Genomic DNA, 21,037 nt, shown 5'->3' with positions numbered 1-21,037 from the left:
GTTGTATGAGCGGCTTTAGCCGCGACTCTTCGATCTGCCGCGGCAGAATCGCGGCTGAAGCCGCTCCTACAGCAGCGGGTTGAAGCGGTTCAGCAGCAGGCCCAGCCAGGCCGCCACCACCATCAACGCCACGCCGGGAATCACCTTCAGCGCAAAACCGCGCCCGCCAGCGACGAAGGCCACCACCGCCTTGGTGCCGGCGTTGGCGGTGAAGGCGAGCAGGATCGGGATCACCGCCATCAGGAAGCGCGTGGCCTCGCCGCCGGTGACGCAGCGGTGGTCGAAGCTCAGCGACAGCGGCAAGAGCGGCCGCACGGCGGGCTGGCCGCCGCGCGCGACCACCTGCTCGCGGATGCGGCCGGCACCGAGAATCGCCACGCAGGGCGGCACCACCACCGGATCGGAATAGCGCCCGCCCCAGACGCCGTAGTTGGACAGCGTGATGGTGTAGCCGCGCAGTTCCTCGGGCGGGATGCGGCGGTTGCGAACGTCGCGCTTGAGGTTCTCCAGGCCGCGGCGCAGGTCGGCGGGGTCGCGGTTGCCGACATCGCGCAGCACCGGCACGAACAGCCCGTCCGGCGTGTCCACCGCCATGCCCAGATGCACGACCTTCAGCACGCGCCGGCCCATCGCCTGGCTGTCGTACCAGGCATTGAGCGCAGGCTCCAGCTTGACGGCCGCCACGATCGCGCGGATCAGGCGCAGGGTGACGTCCTCGCCCTTTTTCCAGTCGCCGAGATCGGCGTCGTCGGTGACGGTGACGGTAGCGACCTCGGCATGCGCCAGCGCCATGCTGCGCGCCATCGCGCGGCGCGGCCCGCGCAAGGGTTCGAGCGGCCCGGCCTCGGCCAGCACGCGCGCCACGCGCTTCACGTCCTCGGCCGTGATCAGGCTGTCCGGCCCGCTGGGCGTGACCACCGACAGGTCCACGTTGAGCTTATGCGCCAACGCGCGCACCGCCGGCGTCACGCGGAAGCCCCTGCCGGGCGCGGCCGCGGCCTCGCCGGCCTCCTCTTTCACGACCGCGCTGCCGCGCTCGACCTTGCCGACTACGCTGCCGGCATCCGCATCCTCGCCGCCCTCGAATTCCACCAGCGGCGCGCCGACGGCGACGATGTCGCCGGGCTTGCCGTGCAGGCGCGTGACCTTCCCGTCCTGCGGGCTCGGGATGTCCACGACAGCCTTGTCGGTTTCCACCGCGGCCAGCGGCTGGCCCTGCCTGACCGTGTCCCCAACCTTCACATGCCACTCGCGGATCTCCGCTTCGATCAGCCCTTCGCCGAGGTCGGGAAGCCGGAAGATGGTCATAAGAAATAGAACAGGATGATCATGATGCTGCAGGATGATCAGGACGTGCGAATGTTCTGAACTTGCGTCGAATCGCGATCCGGTCGCCAAAATGAATCAGAAGCCCGGTATTCAGGCCCGTTGCACGCAGATAGTTGACCAGCTGAAATTCATGAGCCCTGGTCAAGTTATCGCCAGACTTCAGCTCACAGATGATCCGACCCTCCACCAGCAGATCAGCAAAGTATTCGCCAACAACCATGCCGTCATACCTTACCGCCACGGGCGCCTGCTGCAACACGCATAACCCAGACTTCCGCAGCTGATGGAACATCGCGTTCTCATAGACTTTCTCCAGAAAGCCGCTGCCCAGACTTCGATGCACAGCGAACGCGGCGCCAATAATTTTCCCGGTCAGGTCCGAATCCTCAAAACCCATATGACATCCTGTCAATCCTGAAACATCCTGATCATCCTGTTCTATTTCTTCAACTGTACTCCATCACGCGCCGCACCGCCGCGACGATGCGCGCCACGCTCGGGATGTAGTGCTGCTCCAGCCGCGCCAGCGGCATGACGCAGTCGTAGCCGGTGACGCGCCGCACCGGCGCCAGCAGGTGCAGCAGGCCCTCCTCGGCCAGGCGCGCGGCGATCTCGGCGCCGAAGCCGGCCTCGCGCGCGGCCTCGTGCACGATCACGCAACGGCCGGTGCGCGCCACCGACTCCAGGATCGTGCCCATGTCCAGCGGCTTGAGCGTGGCGACGTCTATGACCTCCGCGCTGATGCCGGCGCCGGCCAGCGCATCGGCCGCCTGCAGGCATTCGTGCAGCGCCGCGCCCCAGCCCACCAGCGTCACATCCCGGCCCTCGCGCAGCGTGTAGCACACGTCCAGCGGCAGCGCCTGGCCGTCGTCGGGTACGTCCTGCTTCACCAGGCGGTAGATGCGCGTGGGCTCCAGGAAGACCACCGGGTCCGGGTCGCGGATTGCCGCCAGCAGCAGGCCATAGGCGCGTGCCGGCGTGGACGGCATCACCACGCGGATGCCGGGGATGTGCGCGAAAAAGGTCTCCACGCTTTCCGAATGATGCTCGGGCGCGCGGATGCCGCCGCCGCAGGGCGAGCGCAGCACCAGCGGACAGGACAGCCGCCCCTGCGTGCGCGTGCGCAGCCGGCCGGCGTGATTCACGATCTGATCCAGCGCGGGATAGATGAAGCCGCTGAACTGGATCTCGGCCACCGGCCGCAGGCCCTGCGCCGCCATGCCGATGGCCATGCCGGCGATCAGGGTTTCCGACAGCGGCGTGTCCAGCACGCGCTCAGGTCCGAAGCGCTCCAGCAGCCCGAGCGTGGCGCGGAACACGCCGCCGTCGCGGCCGACGTCCTCGCCGAACACCAGCACGCGCTCGTCATGCGCCATCTCCCAGGCCAGCGCACGGTTGACGGCCTCGACCAGGGTGATGGCGGTGCTGCCGGAATGGGCGGGGTTGCGAGTCATGGCGTGGGTTCACCCCCACCCCCGCCCTCCCCCATCGAGAGGGAGGGGGCTAAAGCATCTGTCTCTCCGGTCAAGGAGGAGGAGCTTGCTCCGACTTCCAGCGCATCGCGCTGCGCCCGGTACGCCGCGGGCAGCTCGGCATAGAGATGCTCGAACATCGTGGCCGGTGTGCGCGGCGCGACAGTCTCGTAACGTTTCACCGCCGCTTCCACCTCCGCTTCGCAATCCGCCAGCAGCTGTTTCTCGCGCGCCTCGTCCCACCCGCCCTGCGCGGCCAGCCAGGCGCGCAAGCGCCGCAGCGGCTCGCGCTGCCAGGCTGCCTGCACCTCGGCCTCGTCGCGGTAGCGGCTGGCATCGTCGGCGGTGGTGTGGTCGCCCAGCCGGTAGGTGAGGGCCTCGATGAGCGAGGCGCCCGCACCGCTGCGGGCGCGGGCGAGCGCGCGCTCGAGCACCGTGCACAGGGCGATGACGTCGTTGCCGTCCACCTGCTCGCCGGGGATGCCGGCCGCGATCGCCTTCTGCGCCAGCGTCTGCGCCGCGCTCTGCGCGGCGCGCGGCACCGAGATCGCCCACTGGTTGTTGTTGACCAGCACCACCAGCGGCAGCCGCCAGGCGCCGGCCACGTTGAGCGCCTCGTAGAAATCACCCTTGGAGGTGCCGCCGTCGCCGAGCACGCAGACCGCCACACGCGGCTCGCGGCGCTGCTTGAAAGCAAAGGCCACGCCGGCCGCGTGCGGCACATGCGAGGCCACCGGGATGCAGATCGGGAAGTCCTGCACGCCCCGGCCCTGTGCGAAGGCCATGCCGCGCTCGTCGCCGCCCCAGTACAGGAGAATGTCCGCCGGATCCACACCGCGCTGGAACTGTGCGGCGTACTCGCGGTAGGTCGGCAGCAGCACGTCCTCGGGGCGCATGACGCAGCCCAGCGCCGCAGACACCGCCTCCTGGCCCAAGGAAGCGCCGTAGGTGCCGAGCTGGCCGGTGCGCTGCAGGGCGATGGCACGACGGTCGAACATCCGCACCCAAACCATGGCGCGGTACAGCGCGCGCAGCGCCTCGGCATCGCGCGCCAGCGGCGGCAACTCGCCGCAGGGCGTGCCGTCAGGATTCAGGCAGCGCGTGAGGCGGATCTCGAAGCGGGCGACCGATTCCGTCGCGCCCGCCGTCTCTGGCCTATGCGCCTTGCCGTCCGAGTCCATCCCCTGGCTCCCGCTCTGCTATCTTTCGAGAGTATGGACCATGGCGGGCCATGACATGAACCTCCTCGTCACCGGCGGCACCGGCTTCATCGGCAGCGCCCTGTGCGAGCGGCTGCTGGACGACGGGCATGCGGTCACCGTGCTCAGCCGCGATGCAGATCGTGCGCGCCGGCATTTCCGGGGCCGGGTCAGGGCCATCGACAGCCTCGGCGCGCTGGATGCAGGCAGCGCGCCGGAGGCGATCGTCAACCTGGCCGGCGAGAACCTCGCCGCGCACCGCTGGAACGCGCATTGGAAGCGGGTGTTCCGCGACAGCCGCGTGCGCACCACCGAGCAGCTGGTGGACTACATCCGCCAGGCACCGCGCCGGCCGCAGGTGCTGGTCAGCGGCTCGGCGGTGGGCTACTACGGCGCGCGCGGCGACGAGCTGCTGGACGAGAATTCCCCGCCCGGCGATGAGTATCAATCCGAGCTGTGCGCCGCCTGGGAAGCGGCGGCAGAGGAGGCAGAGGCGCTCGGCGTGCGCGTGTGTCGGCTGCGCACCGGGATCGTCCTTGGCCGCAACGGCGGCGCGCTGAAGTCCATGCGGCTGCCCTTCGCCCTCGGCCTCGGCGGGCAGCTCGGTGACGGCCGTCAGTGGATGTCCTGGATCCAGCTCGACGACCTGGTCGGCATCATCCTGTACCTGTTGCAGCATGCAACGCTCACCGGCGCCTTCAACGGCACCGCGCCGGAACCGGCCACCAATGCGGCGTTCGTGCGCGCGCTGGCGGCTGCGCTGCGCCGGCCCGCGTTCCTGCACATGCCCGCGCCCATCGTGCGCCTGCTGGTCGGCGAGATGGCGCACCTCTTGCTGACCGGCCAGCGCGTGCTGCCGGTGCGGACCCAGGCCGCCGGCTATGTCTTCCGCTACCCGCGGCTGCCGGAGGCGCTTACCGCCTGCCTGACATGAAGCCGCTGGCGTAGCATAGGGACATGCCGCCAGACCCCAGTTCCAGCTATCGCCAGGGCGACTGGCGCGCGATCCCGCTGCTGCTGCCTTATCTGCTCGAGTTCCGCGCGCGCGTGGCGGTGGCCATGGGCTTCCTGCTGCTGGCCAAGCTGGCCAGCGTGGCCTTGCCGATCCTGCTCAAGCACATCGTGGATGCGCTCGACGCGGCCCGCCTGCCGGCCGGCGAACTCTTGGTGCTGCCGCTGGCGCTGCTGCTGGCCTACGGCGCGCTGCGCTTCGGCATGGTGCTGTTCGGAGAGTTGCGTGATCTTGTTTTCGGCCGCGTGACCGAGCGCGCGATGCGCCGCATCGCGCTGTCCGTGTTCCGGCACCTGCACCGGCTGGACCTCGAGTTCCACCTGTCGCGGCGCACCGGCGGGCTGTCGCGCGACATCGAGCGCGGGCTGTCCGGCATCAGCTTCCTGATGAACTTCATGCTGTTCAACATCGTGCCGACGCTGCTCGAAATCACGCTGATCGCGCTGATCCTGCTGCTGAACTACGATGCCGGGTTTGCCGCCATCACCTTCGGCGCGGCGGCGCTGTACGTGGCGTTCTCGGTGTGGGTGACGGAGTGGCGCACCGGCTACGTGCGCGAGGCCAACAAGCTGGACTCGCGCGCCAACACGCATGCGATCGACAGCCTGCTGAACTACGAGACGGTCAAGTACTTCAACAACGAGAACTGGGAGGCGGAGCAGTACGACCGCCACCTGCAGTCCTGGGAGGCCGCGCTGCGCAAGAGCCGGCTGTCGCTGACCAGCCTCAACGCCGGCCAGGCGCTGATCATTGCGCTGGCCATCACCGCCATGATGTGGCTGGCGGCGCAGCAGGTGGTCAGCGGCCGCATGACGCTGGGCGACCTGGTGCTGGTCAACGCCTACATGATCCAGATGTTCCTGCCGCTGAACTTCCTCGGCTTCGTGTACCGCGAGGTCAAGCGCTCGCTGGCCGACATCGCGCGCATGTTCCGGCTGCTGGACGCCGCGCCCGCCGTCACCGAAGCGCCGGACGCCCAGCCGCTGCCGGGCGGCCCGGCGACCGTGCGCTTCGTGGACGTGAGCTTCGGCTACCGGCCGGACCGGCCGATCCTGCATGAAGTGAGCTTCGAGATCGCGCCGGGCAGCAAGCTCGCCGTGGTCGGCGCCAGCGGCGCCGGCAAGTCCACGCTGGCGCGGCTGCTGTTCCGCTTCTACGACGTCGGCGGCGGGCGCATCGAGATCAACGGCCGCGACATCCGCGGGGTGACGCTGGACAGCCTGCGCCAGGCCATCGGCGTGGTGCCGCAGGACACGGTGCTGTTCAACGACACCATTTATTACAACATCGCCTACGGCCGACCCGATGCCCGCCGCGAAGAGATCGAGCACGCCGCGCAGCTGGCGCACCTGGACGGCTTCATCAGTCGCCTGCCGGACGGCTACGAAACCCGGGTCGGCGAGCGCGGCTTGAAGGTGTCCGGCGGCGAGAAGCAGCGCATCGCCATCGCCCGCACCATCCTCAAGAACCCGCGCATCCTGGTGTTCGACGAGGCCACCTCCTCGCTCGACTCGGTGGCGGAACAGGCCATCCTGCAGGCGCTGCGCGAGATCGCGGAGCAGCGCACCACGCTGGTGATCGCCCACCGGCTGTCCACCGTCATCGACGCCGACAGCATCCTGGTGCTGGAGCACGGCCGGGTCGTGGAACAGGGTCGGCACGTCGAATTGCTGCAGGCCGGCGGCCGTTATGCCAATCTGTGGAGGCTGCAACAAGAAGAAGCCCGGCACGCCGGGCCGCAGCGCATCGGGGCGGAGGGGATCGGCGGCTATGGGCAGACAAGAACAGCCTGATCAGAGCGAAAGCATCTACCAGCTCTACGAGCACGCCGCCCTGCACGGGCCGGCGCAGTACCGCGGCCTGGCGGCGGAGCTGTGCGGCAAGCGGCTGGCCTTCGACGCCCTGTTCTGGGGGATCCTGCACCACGAGACGCCGGTACCGACCAGCCTGTGGCGGCTGCGCGTGCGCAACAGCTTCCTGGCCGAGCTCGAACCGCCGGACTGGCAGGCCTTCGAGCAGGCCCTGTTCGAGGATGCCACCAGCGAAGGCGGTGCGCGGCTGGCCTCCCTCAACATCGCCCGCGGCGGCCTCGGCCGGCTCGCCACCCTGCGCGCGCATTTCCGCGAGGCCGGCGTCGCCCAGCTGCTGGCCGTGCGCAGCCCGCACCCCGGCCGGCCGATGCAGAGCCTGATCCTGTTCCTGCGCCGCGAGGGCCGTCCCGCCTTCGGCGCCGATGAGCTGGCCACCATCGGCCCGGTCGCACCGCACCTGGGCGGCGGGCTGACGCTGGCCCTGCGCGGCCTGGCCAATATCGACCACCTGCTGCAAAGCCTGGGCCGCCCCAGCCGCCACAGCACCGGCGTGCTCGACGACCGCGGCATGCTGCTGGAGGCGGACGACCGGTTCCGCGCTCTGCTGCACACGCACTTCCCGGACTGGCGCGGGGGGCACCTGCCCTTCCCGCTGCCGCCGCTGGACCGCAGCGGCACCGAGGAACCGGTGGTCGCGGGCCTGCACGTGCGCGGCTCGCGCAGCGAAGGCATGACCGTGGTGCACCTGCGCGAGGTCAACCCGATGGACCTCTTGTCGCCGCGCGAGCGCGACGTGGTGCGCGCGATCGCCTCGGGCCTGACGCTGAAGTCCATCGGCAAGCGGCTCGACATCAGCCCCTCGACCGTGGCCAACCACGCGGCGCGCATCTACGCCAAGCTCGGCATCCACAGCCGCGACCGCCTGGTCGAGATGCTCAGACTGTTCAACCGCCGCGGTGCAGACGCGCAGCAGGGGCAGGACGACAAGGCCAGTTAGGGTGCCGGCATTAGGCAGTTTCCTCTACAGACCGGCCGACGCCGGGGGACTAGGCTGTCAATCAAGGGACTGCGCGAGCAGTTTCCGCCATCCCCCCGCGTCAAGCCGAGAGCTCCCTCCCGGCATACCGACGCATTTAAACCCCGGCAACCCCGGGGTTCTTTTTTTGTGCGCGACTGCGCTTAGTCGACAGGCTCCGGCGCCGGCGGCACGACGGGTTCCTCCGCCGTCTGCCCCAGCAGAGAGGCGCGGAACTTCGGGTACCAGGCGAGGCTTGCCGCCGCACGCATGATGGCGTCGCTCAGCACCTCGTTGTAGTCGTCCTCGTCGCCGATGCCGCTGCCGTCGGGCTCATGTGCCCAGCCGGACACCGTGCCGCGCCACTGCACCTTGCCGCCGCGCTCGACGCTGATGCGGATCGCCACGTCGCCGTTGTAGTCGGGCGACTTCGACGCCAGGAAGGTGATGATCTCGCCGCTGATGACGACCTCGCCGCCGGAGGTGACGCGCACTCCGGCCTGGCCGAGGCTGCGCGCGAAGTTGTGGGTGACCCACTCGCCGACGCTGTCCTCGGTGAGGAATACGTGCACGCGCTCGGGGCTCTCCATCACGTCGGCCACCAGCTCGGTACGCGGACGCAGGTCGCGGAAACGCCTGACCGTCACGGTGGTCGGCGGCAGCCGCGGCATGCCGCGGACCAGATTCTTCATGCTGATGGTCGGATCCCAGTCGAGTTCGATCTCGTGCTCCTCGACCTGCAGCGGCGGTTTCTTGGGCGCGGGCTCGGGCGCGGCGCCGCCGGCGGTGGTGGCGAGAAACAGCAGGCCGCACAGCAGCCAGGGCAAGTGACGGAAACAACACATCTTTCGAACAGACCCTTGGACTATGAACGAAGCGGTGCGGCAACACGGGCGGCCGCCTTCCGCGCACCTTACCAGAAACGCCGCGCGGCTTTCAGGCGGCGGCATGCCCCCAGTCCATCATGGGCGGCACCAGCGGCAGGCGGAAGCAGAAGGTGGAGCCGCCGCCCGGCGCGGGCTCGTGCCAGATGCGGCCGCCGTGCAGGAACACGATCTTGCGGCAGATCGCCAGGCCGATACCGGTGCCAGGGTACTGCTCCTGGATGTGCAGGCGGTGGAACAGCTCGAAGATGCGCTCGCTGTGCTCCGGCCGTACGCCGATGCCGTTGTCGGTGACGTGAAACTCCCAGAACTCGCCGTCGCGCCGCGCGCTGACAGCCACGCGCGGACTGGCGCTGTGGTTGAACTTGAGCGCATTGCCGATCAGCTGCTTGAACAGGACCGCCAGCAGTGCGCGGTCGCCCATGACCGACGGCAGATCGGTTTCCTGCACCACGCTGCGCTGCGCGGCTTCGTCCAGCTCGCGGCAGCACTGGGCCAGCAGTTCGCCCATCGACACCGGCTGCAGCGCCACGCGCTGCGAGCCGATGTCGAGATAGGTCATCAGGTCGTCCAGCTGGGTTTTCAGCCGTTGCGCGCCGCCGACCAGGTAGTTCAGGTACTCGCCCGCGCGTCCGCCGAGCTCGCCGGCATGCTCGCGCGCCAGCAACTGGGCATAGCTGGCGATCTCGCGGATCGGCTCCTGCAGGTGGTGCGCGGAAATATAGGTGACGCGCTCCAGCTCCTGGCTGGTGCGCGCCACGATCTCGGTGTAGCGCCGCAGCGCGGCCTCGCCCTGCTTGAGGGCGGTGATGTCGGTGGCGGTCATGACCGCACCCAACACCCGGTGCTTGTCATCGAGTACCGGCCGGGCGGTGATCTGCAGGTGGTGAGGCTTGCTGCCACCGGTCACCACCTCCATGGCGGGCGGTGTTTCACCGGCCAGTGCGCGCTTCAGCGGCGCCTGGTCCCAGTCCACCGGGGTATAACCGTCCGCCTTGACGAACTGGTACTGCGCATCCCAGGCATGCTCGAGTTGGCCCAGCCCGCGCGCGACCAGCGGCGACAGCCCGAAGAACGCGCGCATGGCCGGATTGCACAGCGTGACCTGGCCCTTGCGGTTACAGACCATCACGCCCTCGCCCATGCTCTCCAGCAGGGCGCGAAAGGTGCCCTCGGTATTGACCGGCTCCGGCAGAAGCAGGCGGCGGATCCAGACCTCGAAGGTCTGCGAGGCCAGCGGGATGGCCACCAGCAACCCCACCACCAGCAGGCTGGAGCCGAAGCTGTTCACGCCCGTCAGCACCAGCACCAGCCAGACCACCAGGCTCACGCTCACCAGCAGCACCGAGATGACCACCGGCAGCCGCAGCTCCGAACGCTCGAACACGCGGATGTCGGGGTCGGTGGAGGCGGCGTTGAGCGCGATGGCGATCAGCATGAAACACAGCGCCACCGAGACCGGCATGGAGAACATCCACACCCATTCGCTGCCGGCCGACTCGGCAGCGCGGTAGGCCACCACGCCGGCGCTGGCCACACCGAACAGGAAACCCGTCAGCATGTCCAGCTCGCGCAGCCCGGGGCGGTTACTGCTGATGAACGGCAGCCGCATGAGTGCGATGCCGGTCATGCACAGGCCGAGGTTGACCACCGCGCTCTGCGCGCCGATGTCGGTCAGGTGCGGCGGCAGGGGCAAGCCGGCGATGAGCGGCGCACGGCCGAGACCCGCCCAGAGCGAATACTCGGTCAGCAGGTAACCGAAGCCGATGGCCACCGGCAGGCCGCAGAGAATCGGGATCACCCGGTGGCCGCGGAACACCGCCAGCAGGCCGGCACCGGAGAGCACGAAGCCCAGCGCGGTGAAGTAGGGCATGGGGTGCGCGCCGGGGATCAGCGACTGCAGGAGCAGCAGATCCTGCGACCAGCCGATCAGCGCCAGCAGGCCGACGAAGATGATGGTCACCGCGCACACCGCCGCCGCGCTGCGCGGCAACGGTCGGTAATAAAAGCGGATGGCCCCTTTTGCATTCATGGCGGTCGTTTCGGGCTACTCTAGCGCAGAAGCCGGCTTTTTGATCTGGACCATCTATCTACATGTGCGATACCCAGGTGCTGCTGCAGCCGGGCGTGGTCTGGTTCGCCAAGAACTCCGACCGCGAGCCTAGCGAGCCCCAGCCGGTGGTCCGGCTGCCGGCGGTACGCGGCGATGCCACGCCGACACTGCGCTGCACCTACCTCGAAATACCGCAGGTACGCGACCGGCACGGGGTCATTCTGTCCAAGCCGAAGTGGATCTGGGGCGCCGAGATGGGCGCGAACGACCAGGGTGTGGTGATCGGCAACGAGGCGGTATTCACGCGCGTCGTCGAGCGCCGCCCGGCGCTGCTGGGCATGGACCTCCTGCGCCTGGGCCTGGAACGCGGCGCCAGTGCGCGGGCGGCGCTGGGGGTCATCACCACGCTGCTCGAGCGGCACGGCCAGGGCGGCCCGGCCGGCTATCGCGACAAGCGCTTCTGCTACGACAACAGCTTCATCATCGCCGACGCGCGCGAGGCCTGGGTACTGGAAACCGCACAGCGACACTGGGTGGCGAAGCGCGTCGCGGGCTTCGCGGCGATCTCCAACTGCCTCACGATCGGCGCGGATTTCGACCTGCACTCGGCCGGACTGCACGACTTCGCGCGCGAGCACGGGCGCTGGAACGGCCGCGGCGAGCTCGACTTCGCGCGCGCCTTCGACACTTACCTGCTGCCGTATTTCGGCCGCGCGCACGAGCGCCGCGAACTGGCGCTCGGCTGCCTGGCCGAGGCCGCGCGCGGCACGGCGGCCTTCGGACGCATGGCCGCGCACCTGCGCCGCCACGCGCACGGGGACGACGATCCGCTGGCTGGCAGCAACGCCGACCTCTGCCTGCACGCGGTCGGCTTCATCCGCCGCAGCCAGACCACCGGCGCGCAGATCTCGCGTCTCGCGCCGTGCGATGCACGGCATGTCTTCACCGGCAGCAGCGCGCCCTGCCTGTCGCTGTTCCGCCCGGCGAATTTCGACCCGGCGCAGGATTTCTCGGTGCTCACGCCGCCCGGCGAGGAGGATGAGGCAGCCTTCTGGTGGCAGCATGAACGTCTGCACCGCCGCGCGCTGTTCGACACCGGGCTGCGCGCGCGGTTGCGCGCGATGCGCGACACGCTCGAGCCAGCGTTGTTCGCTGAACTGGACGGCACCGCGGCGCCCGATGCCGCCGCCTGGCAGCGGGCGGAAGCTTACGCGCGCGAATGGGACCGGCGCCTTGCGGCCGAATCGCCCACGCCGCTGCGGCCACCTTTGAACCCGGCCGGGCTCTACTGGCGGTGGCTCAACCGCATGGATGGGCTGGGCTGAGCACGGGACGGCCCGCCCTCGCCCAGAACTTTTCGTGCAGGTGGTAGGCCAGCGTGTTGCAGCAGGGCTCGATCAGCGCGATCAGGCCACCGGTCAGCAGGCTGCCGGAAATCAGGTAGGCCAGCGTGAACGCCAGCGTGAAATGCACGGCGGCGAAGCTCAGGGTCTTAGTCATGCGGGGCGCTGCGTTCATGGCCGCAACGATAATGATTCTCGTATGATAGGTCAAAGCAATCGCATTAATGCTCAGCATTGTCAAAAACTATGTTGTGTGGTGTCGATTGCGGTCCGTCCGAAGCGACCAATGAATAACCGCGACCGATCAACCCGGAACCCGGAGCCAAGATGAAATACCTGTGCCTGGTTTATGCCGAGGAAAAGGCCCTCGAGGGCTTCGACGACGCCGAGTGCGTCGCCTACGACGAGGGCATCCGTGCCAAGGGCCAGTGCTTGGCCTCGGAAGCGCTGCAGCCGGTGCGCACGGCCGCCACCGTGCGCGTGCGCAACGGCAAGATCACCGTCACCGATGGTCCCTTCGCCGAGACCAAGGAGGCGCTGGCCGGCTTCTACCTGGTCGAGGCGCACGACCTGAACGAGGCCATCCAGCTCGCCGCCAAAATCCCGCCGGCCAGGGTCGGCAGCATCGAGGTGCGACCGATCCGGCAGCTGGCGGGCCGCAGCACGGGTTGAGCGACTCCGGCAGGACCCATGCTGCGACTGATGGCGGGCACGCTTGTGGCAGCGGATGAACAGGGGTTGTCGATTTCGCGGCATACGGTTCGACCAGGGTAGGAGCGAGCCTGCTCGCGACAGCTTCGCAGGCCTGAAGGCTGGTCGCGTGCATGGCACGCTCCTACAAAGTCAGGACAAGGCAACACAACCCAAGGAGAGCACCATGCCGAAGAAGGTCAAACCCATCCCCGACGACATGCACAGCGTCACGCCGCACCTGGTCTGCAATGGCGCGGCACAGGCGATCGAGTTCTACAAGAAGGCCTTCGGCGCGGTCGAGGAAGCGCGCCTGCCCGGCCCGGACGGCAAGCTCATGCACGCCCAGATCCGCATCAACGGCAGCGCGGTGATGCTGGCCGACGAGTTCCCGGACTTCGGCGCCTTCGGCCCAAAGACCCTCAAGGGCTCGCCGGTGGTGATCCACCTTTACGTCAAGGATGTCGATGCCGCGTTCCGGCGCGCGGTCGAGGCCGGCGCCACAGTGCGCATGCCGGTGGCTGACATGTTCTGGGGCGATCGCTACGGCCAGATCGAGGATCCGTTCGGCCACCGCTGGTCGCTCGCCACCCAGGTGCGCGAGGTGCCGCCCGAAGAATGGCCGGAGGCCATGAAGAAAGCGATGTCGCAGATGCCGGGGAAGGCGCCATGACCCGCCCGGCCGCACTGAGCGCCAGCCGGATCTTCGTCAACCTGCCGGTGCAGGACCTGAAGAAGTCCCTCGAGTTCTTCGGCCGCCTGGGCTTCACCTTCAACCCGCAGTTCACGGACGACACCGCCACCTGCATGATCATCGGCGAGACCATGTTCGCGATGCTGCTGACGCGGGAGAAGTTCGGCAGCTTCACGCCCTACCCGCTGGTGGACGCCCACCGCAACACCGAGGTGCTGGTGGCGCTGCAGTTCGACAGCCGCGCGCAGGTGGACGACATCCTGCAGAAGGCGCTGGCCGCGGGCGGCCGGGACTTCTGGCCCGTCGAGGATCACGGCTGGATGTACGGCCGCGCCTTCCAAGACCTGGACGGGCACATCTGGGAGCTGTTCTGGATGGATCCGGCGGCAATGCCCCAGCAGTAAAGGCGCTTCCAGATTAATCCCCTCTCCCCGTTCGCGGGGAGAGGGCCAGGGAGAAGGGTCGATACGACTGACAGGAGGACTCAACAATGGCTGGTTATGTAGATGGTTTCGTGATCCCGGTGCCGAAGAAGAACACGGCAGCCTACCGCCGCCTCGCGCGGCTGGCCGGCAAGGTCTGGCGTGAGCACGGCGCGCTGGCGTACGTCGAGTGCATCGCCGACGACGTGAAGAAAGGCAAGTGGACCTCGTTCCCGCAGGCGGTGAAGCTCAAGCCGGGCGAGGCGGTGTGGTTCTCGTGGATCGTGTACAAGTCGCGCAAGCATCGCGACCAGGTGCTGGCCAAGGTCATGAAGGACCCGCGCCTGGCCAAGACCATGGACCCCAAGAAAATGCCCTTCGACGGCAAGCGCATGTTCTGGGGCGGCTTCAAGGCCATGGTCGAGCTGTAGGGGCGCAGCGGCCATGAAGTACCTGCTCCTGTGCTGCATCGAGGAGGCACGCTGGGACCGGCTGCCGGAGGCCGAGCGCGCCGGCGTCATGCGCGACTACGGCGCCTGGGTGCGGGAGACGGAGCGATCCGGCCACCACCGGGCCTCGGCCCAGCTGCAGCCGAGCAGCGCCGCGACCACGCTGCGCCTGCAGGCCGGCCGGCTGGCCGTGACCGACGGCCCCTTCGCCGAGACCAAGGAGCAGTTCGGCGGCTACCACCTGCTCGAGTGCCGCGACCTGGACGAGGCGATCGCGCTGGCCAAGCGCATCCCGACCCTGCGCGTCGGCGGTAGCATAGAGGTCCGCCCCGTGCTGGAAACGCCAAGCTGATTGCCGATGCCCAACAACCGGACCTGCGCGCGACGGTGGACGCGGTCTACCGCGCCGAGTCGCGCCGCGTCCTGGCCACGCTGATCCGTCTGCTGGGCGACTTCGACCTGGCCGAGGAGGCCCTGCACGAGGCCTTTCGCGCCGCGCTGGAGCAGTGGCCGCGCGCAGGCCTGCCGGCCAACCCGCGTGCCTGGCTGGTGTCGGCCGGGCGCTTCAAGGCCATCGACGGTCTGCGGCGCGGCCGGCGCTTCACCTCGCTGGAGGACGTGGCCGAGCAGGCCGAGGCGGTGCCCGACGAAACCGCGGTGGACGCCGACGAAGAAACGCTGGCGGACGACCCGTTGCGGCTGGTGTTCACCTGCTGCCACCCCGCCCTGCCGCCGGACGCGCAGGTGGCCATGACCCTGCGCGAGGTCTGCGGCCTGACCACCGAGGAGATCGCGCGCGCCTTCCTCACGCCCGCGCCGACCCTGGCGCAGCGCATCGTGCGCGCCAAGGCCAAGATCCGCGATGCGCGCATTCCCTACGAGGTGCCGGCGCGTGCCGAGCTGGCGGAGCGGCTCGACAGCGTCCTGCGCGTGATCTACCTCGTCTTCAACGAGGGCTACTCGGCCTCCTCGGGCGACGCGGTGGCGCGCCTTGACCTGTCGGCCGAGGCGATCCGGCTGGGTCGCCTGCTGGTGGAGCTGCTGCCGGAGCCGGAGGTGCAGGGCCTGCTGGCGCTGATGCTGCTGCACGACGCGCGCCGCGCAGCGCGCAGCACGCCCGACGGCGAGCTGATCCTGCTCGAGGACCAGGATCGCACGCGCTGGGACCGCGCGCAGATTGCCGAGGGCCTGACGCTGCTGGAACGCGCACTCGCCTCGCGCCGCTTCGGGCCCTACACGCTGCAGGCCGCCATTGCCGCCGTGCACGCCGAGGCGCCGACCGCGGCGGCCACCGACTGGTCGCAGATCGTCGGCCTGTACGACGTGCTGCTGCGCGCAGACCCGTCGCCGGTGATCGAGCTGAACCGGGCCGTCGCCATCGCCATGCGCGACGGCCCGCAGGCCGGGCTGGCGCTGATCGACGCGATCCTGGCCCGCGGCCAGCTGCGCGACTATTACCTGGCCCATGCCGCGCGCGCCGAGCTGTGCCGGCGGCTGCGCGATTACGCCGGCGCACGCACGGCCTACGCGCGGGCGCTGGAACTGACGCAGCAGACGCCCGAGCGGCGGCTGCTCCAACGCCGCCTGGCCGAACTGCCCGCCTGAAGCCTGCCGCCGTCCGCGGGCGGCATGTCATACTTTTGCGCACTCCGATTCAGACGGCGGATTCGCGATGCTCAGCACGGATGTCATCGTCATTGGGGCCGGCCTCGCCGGCCTGTCCGCGGCGCGCGCGCTGGCGCGCGCCGGCCGGTCGGTACGCATCCTGGAGGCGCGCGAGCGCGTCGGCGGACGCACCTGCACGATCGCGGCGCGCGACGGCACGCCGGTAGACGTCGGCGGCCAGTGGGTCGGCCCGACCCAGGATCGCGTGCTGGCGCTGTTGCGCGAACTCGGCATCGAGACCTATCCCCAGTTCCACGCCGGGCGCAAGCAGCTCAAGCTCTGCGGCCGGCGCTCCGACTACCGCAATACCATCCCCTCGCTGCCGCTGCACAACCTGCTCGATCTGCAGCTGAACCTGTCGCGGCTGGAGCGGCTGGCACGCAAGGTTCCGCTGGAGGATCCCGCCACCGCGCGCCAGGCGGCGCACTGGGACGCCATCAGCGCCGCCGACTGGCTGCAGCGGCACACGCACAGCCGCAAGGTGTTCAACCTGCTGCGCGCGGCGACGCATGCGGTGTTCGCCACTGAGCCGGAGGAGGTCTCCTTCCTGCAGTTCCTGTTCTACCTGCGCTCGGCCGGCGGCCTGATGCGGCTGGTGGAAATCCCGGACGGCGCGCAGGAACAGCGCATCCAGGGCGGCGCGCAGGCCATCTCCGAGGGCCTGCTGCGCCAGGCGCAGGAGGCCGGCGCGGAGATCCAGTTCAACACGCCGGTGTGGGGCGTGGACCAGCACGCCGCCGGCGTCACGGCGCTGACCGAATCCGGCAACTTCGAGGCGCAGCGGCTGGTCGTGGCGCTGCCGCCCGGGCAGGCCGCCGCGTTGCAATGGACGCCGGCCCTGCCCGCGCGCCGGCGCCAGCTGCTGCAGGGCATGCGCATGGGCTCGGTGATCAAATGCCTGCTCATCTACGAGCGGCCGTTCTGGCGCGAGGCCGGCTGGTCGGGCGAGATGATCTGCGACGAAGCACCGCTGCGCATGACCTTCGACGCCACGCCGCAGCACGGCCGGAACGGCGCGCTGGTCGGCTTCATCCTCGGTACCGAGGCGGCCGTCTGGAGCGAGCGCGGGCAGGCGGCGCGCCAGGCCGCCGCCACGCAGCAGCTGGTCGAATACTTCGGGCCGCAGGCGGCGACGCCGCTGGAGTACATCGACAAGGACTGGTGTGCCGATCCCTGGTCGCAGGGCTGCTACGTCGCGCTCATGCCGCCCGGCCTGATGACGCGACTGGGCGCATTGCTGCGCCAGCCCTTGGGGCGCATCCACTGGGCCGGCACCGAGACCGCCACCACCTGGTGCGGCTACATGGACGGCGCGCTGGAATCCGGCGCGCGCGTGGCGGCGGAGATCCTGGCTTAGGAAAGCCCTACAACGAACGTAGCGAGCGGCCCGTCCAGAAACGCATGCCCGAGACCGGCGCGTTGTTGTTCATACCAGGAAGCGGCTTGTGTCAGGTCTCTATCCGCCTCTTCCCTGAGTCGGACGGTTGGCAGGTTCCGGAGATTTGCATTCATGGAGAAAGCAGACAGCTCGCGACGGTTACCCCAACATCGGGTGCGGCTCACTCCCACTTCCAGTCCTGGAACTGGTCGCGCAGCTTGGTCTTGAGGAACTTGCCGGTCGAGGTGCGCGGGATCTCGTCCACGAAGGCCACGCCGTCCGGCAGCCACCAGTCGGCGAACTTGCTCTTGAGGAAGCTGCGCAGCTCGTCCTTGGTGAGCTGGTGTCCTTCCTTCAGCACCACCACCGCCAGCGGGCGCTCCATCCACTTCGGGTGCGGCGCGGCGATGACCGCCGCCTCCTTCACCGCCGGGTGCGCCATGATCTCGTTTTCCAGGTCCACCGAGCTGATCCACTCGCCGCCGGACTTGATCAGGTCCTTGGTGCGGTCGGTGATGGAGATATAGCCCTCCGGCAGCATCGTCACCACGTCGCCGGTGCGGAACCAGCCGTCCTCCGTGAAGGAATCGGACTTCGGCAGCTTGTAATAGCTGCCGGTGACCCAGGGCCCGCGCACCTGCAGCTCGCCCACCGTCTTGCCGTCCCAAGGTGCGATACCGTTCTCGTTCACGACCCGCACCTCGACGAAAGGCAGCGGGATGCCCGCCTTGGCGCGGAAACTGTATTGCTCGTCCACGCTGCGCGAATCCAGAGACGGTTTCAGCCGCGCCAGCGAGCCGAGCGGCGAGAGCTCCGTCATGCCCCAGCCCTCCTCCACACGCAGGCCGTGCTTGTCGAAGCCGCGCATCATGGACTCCGGCACCGCGCTGCCGCCGACCGTCATGCGCATGCCGGCCAGCTTCCAGCGCTGCGGTTCCTTTTCCAGCGCGGCCAATACACCCATCCAGATGGTCGGCACGCCGGCGGCCAGCGTGACCTTTTCCTTTTCGAACAGGTCGAGCAGGCTTTCGGCGTCGAGGTGCGGCCCCGGCATGACCTGCTTGCTGCCCATCATCGTGGCCGAATACGGCAGGCCCCAGGCGTTGGCATGGAACATCGGCACCACCGGCACCACGCTGTCGCGCATGGACAGGCCGGCGGCATCCGGCAAGGCGATACCAAAGGCATGCAGCACGGAAGAGCGGTGCGAGTACAGCACACCCTTGGGCTTGCCGGTGGTGCCCGAGGTGTAGCACATGCCGGCGCCGTCGTACTCGTCCAGCTTCGGATACTCGAACTTGCCGGTGGCCTGGGCCAGCAACTGCTCGTAGTCCGCGTAGCCGCCCGGCACGGGTTTGCCCGAAAAGGGGAACACGATCACCTTCTCGAACTTCACCTGGTCCTTGAACTTCTCGTACAGCGGCAGCAGCACGTCGTCCACGATCAGGAAGCGGTCCTCGGCGTGGTTGGCGATCCAGGCGATGTCCTCCGGGAACAGGCGCAGGTTGAGCGTATGCAGTACGCCGCCCGCGGCCGGGATACCGAAATAGGCCTCCAGGTGCGCGTAGTGGTTCCACATGAGTGTGCCGACGCGCTCGCCCTTCTTGAGACCCAGCTTGACCAGGACTTCCGCCAGCGCACGGGCACGGCGGTAGAAATCGGCATAAGTGTGCCGGTGCAGCGACTTGTCCGGCCGGCGGGTGACGATCTCGACCTCGGGGAACACCTGCCCCGCGCGCTCCAGGATCGGGATCAGCGTCAGCGGAAAGTTCATCATCGTTGAAGACATGGCGGACTCCTCGCGCACCGGGGACGCTCTATGGTTATGATGGACCGGCTAACAATAAAAGCCTTGCGGCCATCTGGAAAGGGGAAAGCACCATGAAACCGCTCACGCTCATCGGCATCCTGCTCATCGTCGCCGGCGCCGCCGGCCTGGCGCTCGGCGTGTTCAGCTACGAAGAGGAAAAAACCGTCTTCAAGCTCGGCGATCTCGAGGCCAAGACCAAGGAAGAAAAAACCATCCCGGTCAAGCTGGCCGGCGGGCTGGCGCTGGCCGCGGGCATCGTACTGGTGGTCGTCGGCGGCCGGCGCAAGTAGCCTGCCGGGTCAGCCCAGCAGGCGGCGCAGATTGGCCATGCCGCGCCGCACGGTGGGCGTAAACAGCAGCGTCATGGCGACATCCATCAGTCGGCCGGCGCCGTCCACCACGATCTCGGCACGGTAGGTCAGGCGGCAGCCATTGACACGCGGCTCGGCGGTCAGGGTATCGACCGCACGCGCGCGGTCCGAGCGGCCTTCGAGCACCACGCGCCGGCCGGGTTCGTATTCGCGCACCGCGTAGTCCATGGGGATGTCGCGCCCGGCGAAGCGGATCACGACGTGGAAGCGGCTGCCCGCCGCCAGGCCGTCGCCCTGCGTCATGCGCGCTGCGCGGCAGCTCGGGTCCCACAACAGCAGGTTGCGGAAGTCGCCGACGAAGTTCAGCGCCTCCTCGGGCCGGCGGCGCAACTCCAGCACTTCTTCGAATACCATGATGCCGTTTCCGGTGATTGAAGACGAGGACCGAACATGACCCTGCACATCGAACTGGTGCCGCTCATTTCCATCATCGCCGGCGTGGCGATCCTGGTGCGGCCGCAGCTGCTCAACTATATCGTCGCCGCCTACCTGATCGCCGTCGGCGTGATCGGCATCATCCGCTGACCAGCGCGGCGCGCATGGCGTCAAGGCAGTCCTGCATCGCGCGGCGGAAGAACAGCTTCACCACCGGCGCCACCGCCGGCAGGGCCAGCGGCGTGCGCAGGACGAAGGCGTAGTCCCAGTCGATGCGGGTACCGCCGTCCTGCGGCGTGAAATGCCAGTCGCCCTCCGCGTACTCGACCAGCCACGAGAACGGCGGCTTGAAGCCGCCCAGCAGCCGGTAGCGGTGGCGCCGCGGCGGATCCAGTTCCTGCAGCTCTTCCAGGATCACCGAGCCGTCGGAATTGTGCACGTCGCGCCGCGCGCCCGGCACCGGCCGCGCGCCCGGATGCCACACCACCTTGTTCACGGCCGGGATCGGTCCGCTGCCCCTGAAATAGCGGTGGAAATTCTCAAGGTCGGTGGCCAGCGCGAAGGCGCGCGCCGCGTCCGCCGGCACCATCACCGAGGCCCGGGTTTCAACCTGCATTCCTGAAGACTCCCTGCGCTTGACGCCGGTGGCCCGCCGCGGCTCTATACTGGACCGGCGATTCCGCAAGGGTATCGGAACATGCGCATGAAGCAAATGACACCGGCGCTGGCGGCGATGCTGCTGGGACTCGCCAGCACGAGCCTGGCCGCCGCCCCCGCCACGGACGAGGCCGCCGCCGAGCCCGCCCGACGCCAGGAGGCCGGCGGCGTGCAGATCATCATCCGTTCGGATGCCGAGAAGCAGCGCCGCGACAGCGGGGCCTCCGCCCCGCAGGCCCCGGCCGCCAGCAACCGGCACCCCGACCCCGGCGCCACCCGCGGCCTGGATCGCGCTGCGGAGCGCCGCGCCGAGGCCGCCGAGGCACACAGCCAGGCCGAGCCGCCCGACACGCCCTGGTACAAGTCGCTGTTCGGCGGGTCGGATGAATCCGGCGACAGGCCCGGCAG

General features: G+C 68.9%; 24 protein-coding genes. 14 read left to right on the top strand and 10 right to left on the bottom strand.

What is annotated here, in order from left to right:
- Positions 1 to 66 precede the first annotated feature (66 nt).
- Genes VNJ47_02410 through pdhA form a run of 4 tightly spaced genes read right to left on the bottom strand, consistent with a single transcriptional unit; the run spans position 67 to position 3,982 of the window.
- Positions 67 to 1,308, bottom strand: coding sequence for a dihydrolipoamide acetyltransferase family protein (locus VNJ47_02410; protein ID HXG27686.1), 1,242 nt, complete (start codon positions 1,306 to 1,308; stop codon positions 67 to 69).
- A gap of 19 nt (positions 1,309 to 1,327) precedes the next feature.
- A complete protein-coding gene (locus tag VNJ47_02405; protein HXG27685.1) occupies positions 1,328 to 1,726 on the bottom strand; it encodes a GxxExxY protein in 399 nt (132 codons plus the stop codon).
- A 49-nt stretch (positions 1,727 to 1,775) separates the two neighbouring features.
- Positions 1,776 to 2,783 (bottom strand): alpha-ketoacid dehydrogenase subunit beta, encoded by a 1,008-nt coding sequence (locus tag VNJ47_02400; protein HXG27684.1) that lies wholly within the window; start codon positions 2,781 to 2,783, stop codon positions 1,776 to 1,778.
- Positions 2,780 to 3,982, bottom strand: a complete 1,203-nt coding sequence (gene pdhA / locus VNJ47_02395) for a pyruvate dehydrogenase (acetyl-transferring) E1 component subunit alpha (GenBank protein HXG27683.1) — start codon at positions 3,980 to 3,982, stop codon at positions 2,780 to 2,782. Before pdhA ends, VNJ47_02400 begins: the two co-directional genes overlap by 4 nt.
- A gap of 55 nt (positions 3,983 to 4,037) precedes the next feature.
- Between pdhA and VNJ47_02390 the strand changes: the two genes are divergently transcribed.
- From VNJ47_02390 to VNJ47_02380, 3 genes are read left to right on the top strand one after another with little or no spacing between them, the layout of a single operon-like run.
- Complete coding sequence (locus VNJ47_02390; protein HXG27682.1) at positions 4,038 to 4,934, top strand: TIGR01777 family oxidoreductase; 897 nt, start codon at positions 4,038 to 4,040, stop codon at positions 4,932 to 4,934.
- A 23-nt stretch (positions 4,935 to 4,957) separates the two neighbouring features.
- Positions 4,958 to 6,805, top strand: coding sequence for an ABC transporter ATP-binding protein/permease (locus tag VNJ47_02385; GenBank protein ID HXG27681.1), 1,848 nt, complete (start codon positions 4,958 to 4,960; stop codon positions 6,803 to 6,805).
- Positions 6,783 to 7,820, top strand: coding sequence for a helix-turn-helix transcriptional regulator (locus tag VNJ47_02380; protein ID HXG27680.1), 1,038 nt, complete (start codon positions 6,783 to 6,785; stop codon positions 7,818 to 7,820). Before VNJ47_02385 ends, VNJ47_02380 begins: the two co-directional genes overlap by 23 nt.
- Positions 7,821 to 8,002: 182 nt before the next feature.
- On the opposite strand, the gene VNJ47_02375 is transcribed toward VNJ47_02380, so the two are convergent.
- Together VNJ47_02375 and VNJ47_02370 are read right to left on the bottom strand one after the other, a co-directional pair.
- Positions 8,003 to 8,665: a hypothetical protein gene (locus tag VNJ47_02375; GenBank protein HXG27679.1), complete on the bottom strand. Its 663-nt coding sequence runs from the start codon at positions 8,663 to 8,665 to the stop codon at positions 8,003 to 8,005.
- Positions 8,666 to 8,774: 109 nt separating this feature from the next.
- Positions 8,775 to 10,754 (bottom strand): ATP-binding protein, encoded by a 1,980-nt coding sequence (locus tag VNJ47_02370; GenBank protein HXG27678.1) that lies wholly within the window; start codon positions 10,752 to 10,754, stop codon positions 8,775 to 8,777.
- 62 nt (positions 10,755 to 10,816) lie between these two features.
- On the opposite strand from VNJ47_02370, the gene VNJ47_02365 reads away from it, so the two are divergent.
- Positions 10,817 to 12,100 carry a C69 family dipeptidase gene (locus VNJ47_02365; protein ID HXG27677.1) on the top strand — a complete coding sequence of 428 codons (1,284 nt, stop codon included), beginning with the start codon at positions 10,817 to 10,819 and terminating at the stop codon, positions 12,098 to 12,100.
- On the opposite strand, the gene VNJ47_02360 is transcribed toward VNJ47_02365, so the two are convergent.
- Positions 12,075 to 12,275 carry a DUF2061 domain-containing protein gene (locus tag VNJ47_02360; GenBank protein ID HXG27676.1) on the bottom strand — a complete coding sequence of 67 codons (201 nt, stop codon included), beginning with the start codon at positions 12,273 to 12,275 and terminating at the stop codon, positions 12,075 to 12,077. The two genes, VNJ47_02365 and VNJ47_02360, sit on opposite strands and share 26 nt — an antisense overlap.
- 170 nt (positions 12,276 to 12,445) lie before the next feature.
- On the opposite strand from VNJ47_02360, the gene VNJ47_02355 reads away from it, so the two are divergent.
- From VNJ47_02355 to VNJ47_02325, 7 genes are all read left to right on the top strand, one after another.
- Positions 12,446 to 12,790: a YciI family protein gene (locus VNJ47_02355; protein HXG27675.1), complete on the top strand. Its 345-nt coding sequence runs from the start codon at positions 12,446 to 12,448 to the stop codon at positions 12,788 to 12,790.
- Between the two features lie 205 nt (positions 12,791 to 12,995).
- Entirely contained in the window at positions 12,996 to 13,481 is a 486-nt protein-coding gene (locus VNJ47_02350) for a VOC family protein (protein ID HXG27674.1), read from the top strand.
- Positions 13,478 to 13,906 (top strand): VOC family protein, encoded by a 429-nt coding sequence (locus tag VNJ47_02345; GenBank protein ID HXG27673.1) that lies wholly within the window; start codon positions 13,478 to 13,480, stop codon positions 13,904 to 13,906. The genes VNJ47_02350 and VNJ47_02345 overlap by 4 nt, the downstream gene beginning before the upstream one ends.
- A gap of 86 nt (positions 13,907 to 13,992) precedes the next feature.
- Positions 13,993 to 14,355, top strand: a complete 363-nt coding sequence (locus tag VNJ47_02340) for a DUF1428 domain-containing protein (protein HXG27672.1) — start codon at positions 13,993 to 13,995, stop codon at positions 14,353 to 14,355.
- A gap of 13 nt (positions 14,356 to 14,368) precedes the next feature.
- Positions 14,369 to 14,725, top strand: a complete 357-nt coding sequence (locus VNJ47_02335) for a YciI family protein (protein ID HXG27671.1) — start codon at positions 14,369 to 14,371, stop codon at positions 14,723 to 14,725.
- Between the two features lie 35 nt (positions 14,726 to 14,760).
- Positions 14,761 to 15,978, top strand: coding sequence for an RNA polymerase sigma factor (locus VNJ47_02330; protein HXG27670.1), 1,218 nt, complete (start codon positions 14,761 to 14,763; stop codon positions 15,976 to 15,978).
- Positions 15,979 to 16,045: 67 nt separating this feature from the next.
- Positions 16,046 to 17,395 carry a flavin monoamine oxidase family protein gene (locus VNJ47_02325; GenBank protein ID HXG27669.1) on the top strand — a complete coding sequence of 450 codons (1,350 nt, stop codon included), beginning with the start codon at positions 16,046 to 16,048 and terminating at the stop codon, positions 17,393 to 17,395.
- Between the two features lie 202 nt (positions 17,396 to 17,597).
- On the opposite strand, the gene VNJ47_02320 is transcribed toward VNJ47_02325, so the two are convergent.
- Positions 17,598 to 19,205: a long-chain fatty acid--CoA ligase gene (locus tag VNJ47_02320; GenBank protein ID HXG27668.1), complete on the bottom strand. Its 1,608-nt coding sequence runs from the start codon at positions 19,203 to 19,205 to the stop codon at positions 17,598 to 17,600.
- Positions 19,206 to 19,297: 92 nt separating this feature from the next.
- Between VNJ47_02320 and VNJ47_02315 the strand changes: the two genes are divergently transcribed.
- Entirely contained in the window at positions 19,298 to 19,516 is a 219-nt protein-coding gene (locus VNJ47_02315) for a hypothetical protein (GenBank protein ID HXG27667.1), read from the top strand.
- Positions 19,517 to 19,525: 9 nt separating this feature from the next.
- On the opposite strand, the gene VNJ47_02310 is transcribed toward VNJ47_02315, so the two are convergent.
- Positions 19,526 to 19,951 carry an SRPBCC family protein gene (locus tag VNJ47_02310; protein ID HXG27666.1) on the bottom strand — a complete coding sequence of 142 codons (426 nt, stop codon included), beginning with the start codon at positions 19,949 to 19,951 and terminating at the stop codon, positions 19,526 to 19,528.
- A 36-nt stretch (positions 19,952 to 19,987) separates the two neighbouring features.
- On the opposite strand from VNJ47_02310, the gene VNJ47_02305 reads away from it, so the two are divergent.
- Positions 19,988 to 20,122: a DUF3096 domain-containing protein gene (locus tag VNJ47_02305; protein ID HXG27665.1), complete on the top strand. Its 135-nt coding sequence runs from the start codon at positions 19,988 to 19,990 to the stop codon at positions 20,120 to 20,122.
- Here VNJ47_02305 and VNJ47_02300 read toward each other — a convergent pair.
- Complete coding sequence (locus VNJ47_02300; GenBank protein ID HXG27664.1) at positions 20,112 to 20,588, bottom strand: SRPBCC family protein; 477 nt, start codon at positions 20,586 to 20,588, stop codon at positions 20,112 to 20,114. The two genes, VNJ47_02305 and VNJ47_02300, sit on opposite strands and share 11 nt — an antisense overlap.
- A gap of 81 nt (positions 20,589 to 20,669) precedes the next feature.
- Here VNJ47_02300 and VNJ47_02295 point away from each other — a divergent pair.
- Positions 20,670 to 21,037, top strand: a 368-nt coding sequence (locus VNJ47_02295) for a hypothetical protein (protein HXG27663.1), incomplete at its 3' end; no start/stop codon positions are given.

Source organism: Nevskiales bacterium (assembly GCA_035574475.1).
GTDB lineage: Bacteria > Pseudomonadota > Gammaproteobacteria > Nevskiales > DATLYR01 > DATLYR01.
Note: the sequence above shows the minus strand (reverse complement) of the source record. Positions and strands in the feature narration are given on the sequence as shown.

Bases quoted from the DNA above. Each gene is read 5' to 3' on its own strand.
- VNJ47_02410 (HXG27686.1), bottom strand. From the start codon at position 1,308: ATGACCATCTTCCGGCTTCCCGACCTCGGCGAAGGGCTGATCGAAGCG.
- VNJ47_02405 (HXG27685.1), bottom strand. From the start codon at position 1,726: ATGGGTTTTGAGGATTCGGACCTGACCGGGAAAATTATTGGCGCCGCG.
- VNJ47_02400 (HXG27684.1), bottom strand. From the start codon at position 2,783: ATGACTCGCAACCCCGCCCATTCCGGCAGCACCGCCATCACCCTGGTC.
- pdhA (HXG27683.1), bottom strand. From the start codon at position 3,982: ATGGACTCGGACGGCAAGGCGCATAGGCCAGAGACGGCGGGCGCGACG.
- VNJ47_02390 (HXG27682.1), top strand. From the start codon at position 4,038: ATGAACCTCCTCGTCACCGGCGGCACCGGCTTCATCGGCAGCGCCCTG.
- VNJ47_02385 (HXG27681.1), top strand. From the start codon at position 4,958: ATGCCGCCAGACCCCAGTTCCAGCTATCGCCAGGGCGACTGGCGCGCG.
- VNJ47_02380 (HXG27680.1), top strand. From the start codon at position 6,783: ATGGGCAGACAAGAACAGCCTGATCAGAGCGAAAGCATCTACCAGCTC.
- VNJ47_02370 (HXG27678.1), bottom strand. From the start codon at position 10,754: ATGAATGCAAAAGGGGCCATCCGCTTTTATTACCGACCGTTGCCGCGC.
- VNJ47_02365 (HXG27677.1), top strand. From the start codon at position 10,817: ATGTGCGATACCCAGGTGCTGCTGCAGCCGGGCGTGGTCTGGTTCGCC.
- VNJ47_02360 (HXG27676.1), bottom strand. From the start codon at position 12,275: ATGACTAAGACCCTGAGCTTCGCCGCCGTGCATTTCACGCTGGCGTTC.
- VNJ47_02355 (HXG27675.1), top strand. From the start codon at position 12,446: ATGAAATACCTGTGCCTGGTTTATGCCGAGGAAAAGGCCCTCGAGGGC.
- VNJ47_02350 (HXG27674.1), top strand. From the start codon at position 12,996: ATGCCGAAGAAGGTCAAACCCATCCCCGACGACATGCACAGCGTCACG.
- VNJ47_02345 (HXG27673.1), top strand. From the start codon at position 13,478: ATGACCCGCCCGGCCGCACTGAGCGCCAGCCGGATCTTCGTCAACCTG.
- VNJ47_02340 (HXG27672.1), top strand. From the start codon at position 13,993: ATGGCTGGTTATGTAGATGGTTTCGTGATCCCGGTGCCGAAGAAGAAC.
- VNJ47_02335 (HXG27671.1), top strand. From the start codon at position 14,369: ATGAAGTACCTGCTCCTGTGCTGCATCGAGGAGGCACGCTGGGACCGG.
- VNJ47_02325 (HXG27669.1), top strand. From the start codon at position 16,046: ATGCTCAGCACGGATGTCATCGTCATTGGGGCCGGCCTCGCCGGCCTG.
- VNJ47_02320 (HXG27668.1), bottom strand. From the start codon at position 19,205: ATGTCTTCAACGATGATGAACTTTCCGCTGACGCTGATCCCGATCCTG.
- VNJ47_02315 (HXG27667.1), top strand. From the start codon at position 19,298: ATGAAACCGCTCACGCTCATCGGCATCCTGCTCATCGTCGCCGGCGCC.
- VNJ47_02310 (HXG27666.1), bottom strand. From the start codon at position 19,951: ATGGTATTCGAAGAAGTGCTGGAGTTGCGCCGCCGGCCCGAGGAGGCG.
- VNJ47_02305 (HXG27665.1), top strand. From the start codon at position 19,988: ATGACCCTGCACATCGAACTGGTGCCGCTCATTTCCATCATCGCCGGC.
- VNJ47_02300 (HXG27664.1), bottom strand. From the start codon at position 20,588: ATGCAGGTTGAAACCCGGGCCTCGGTGATGGTGCCGGCGGACGCGGCG.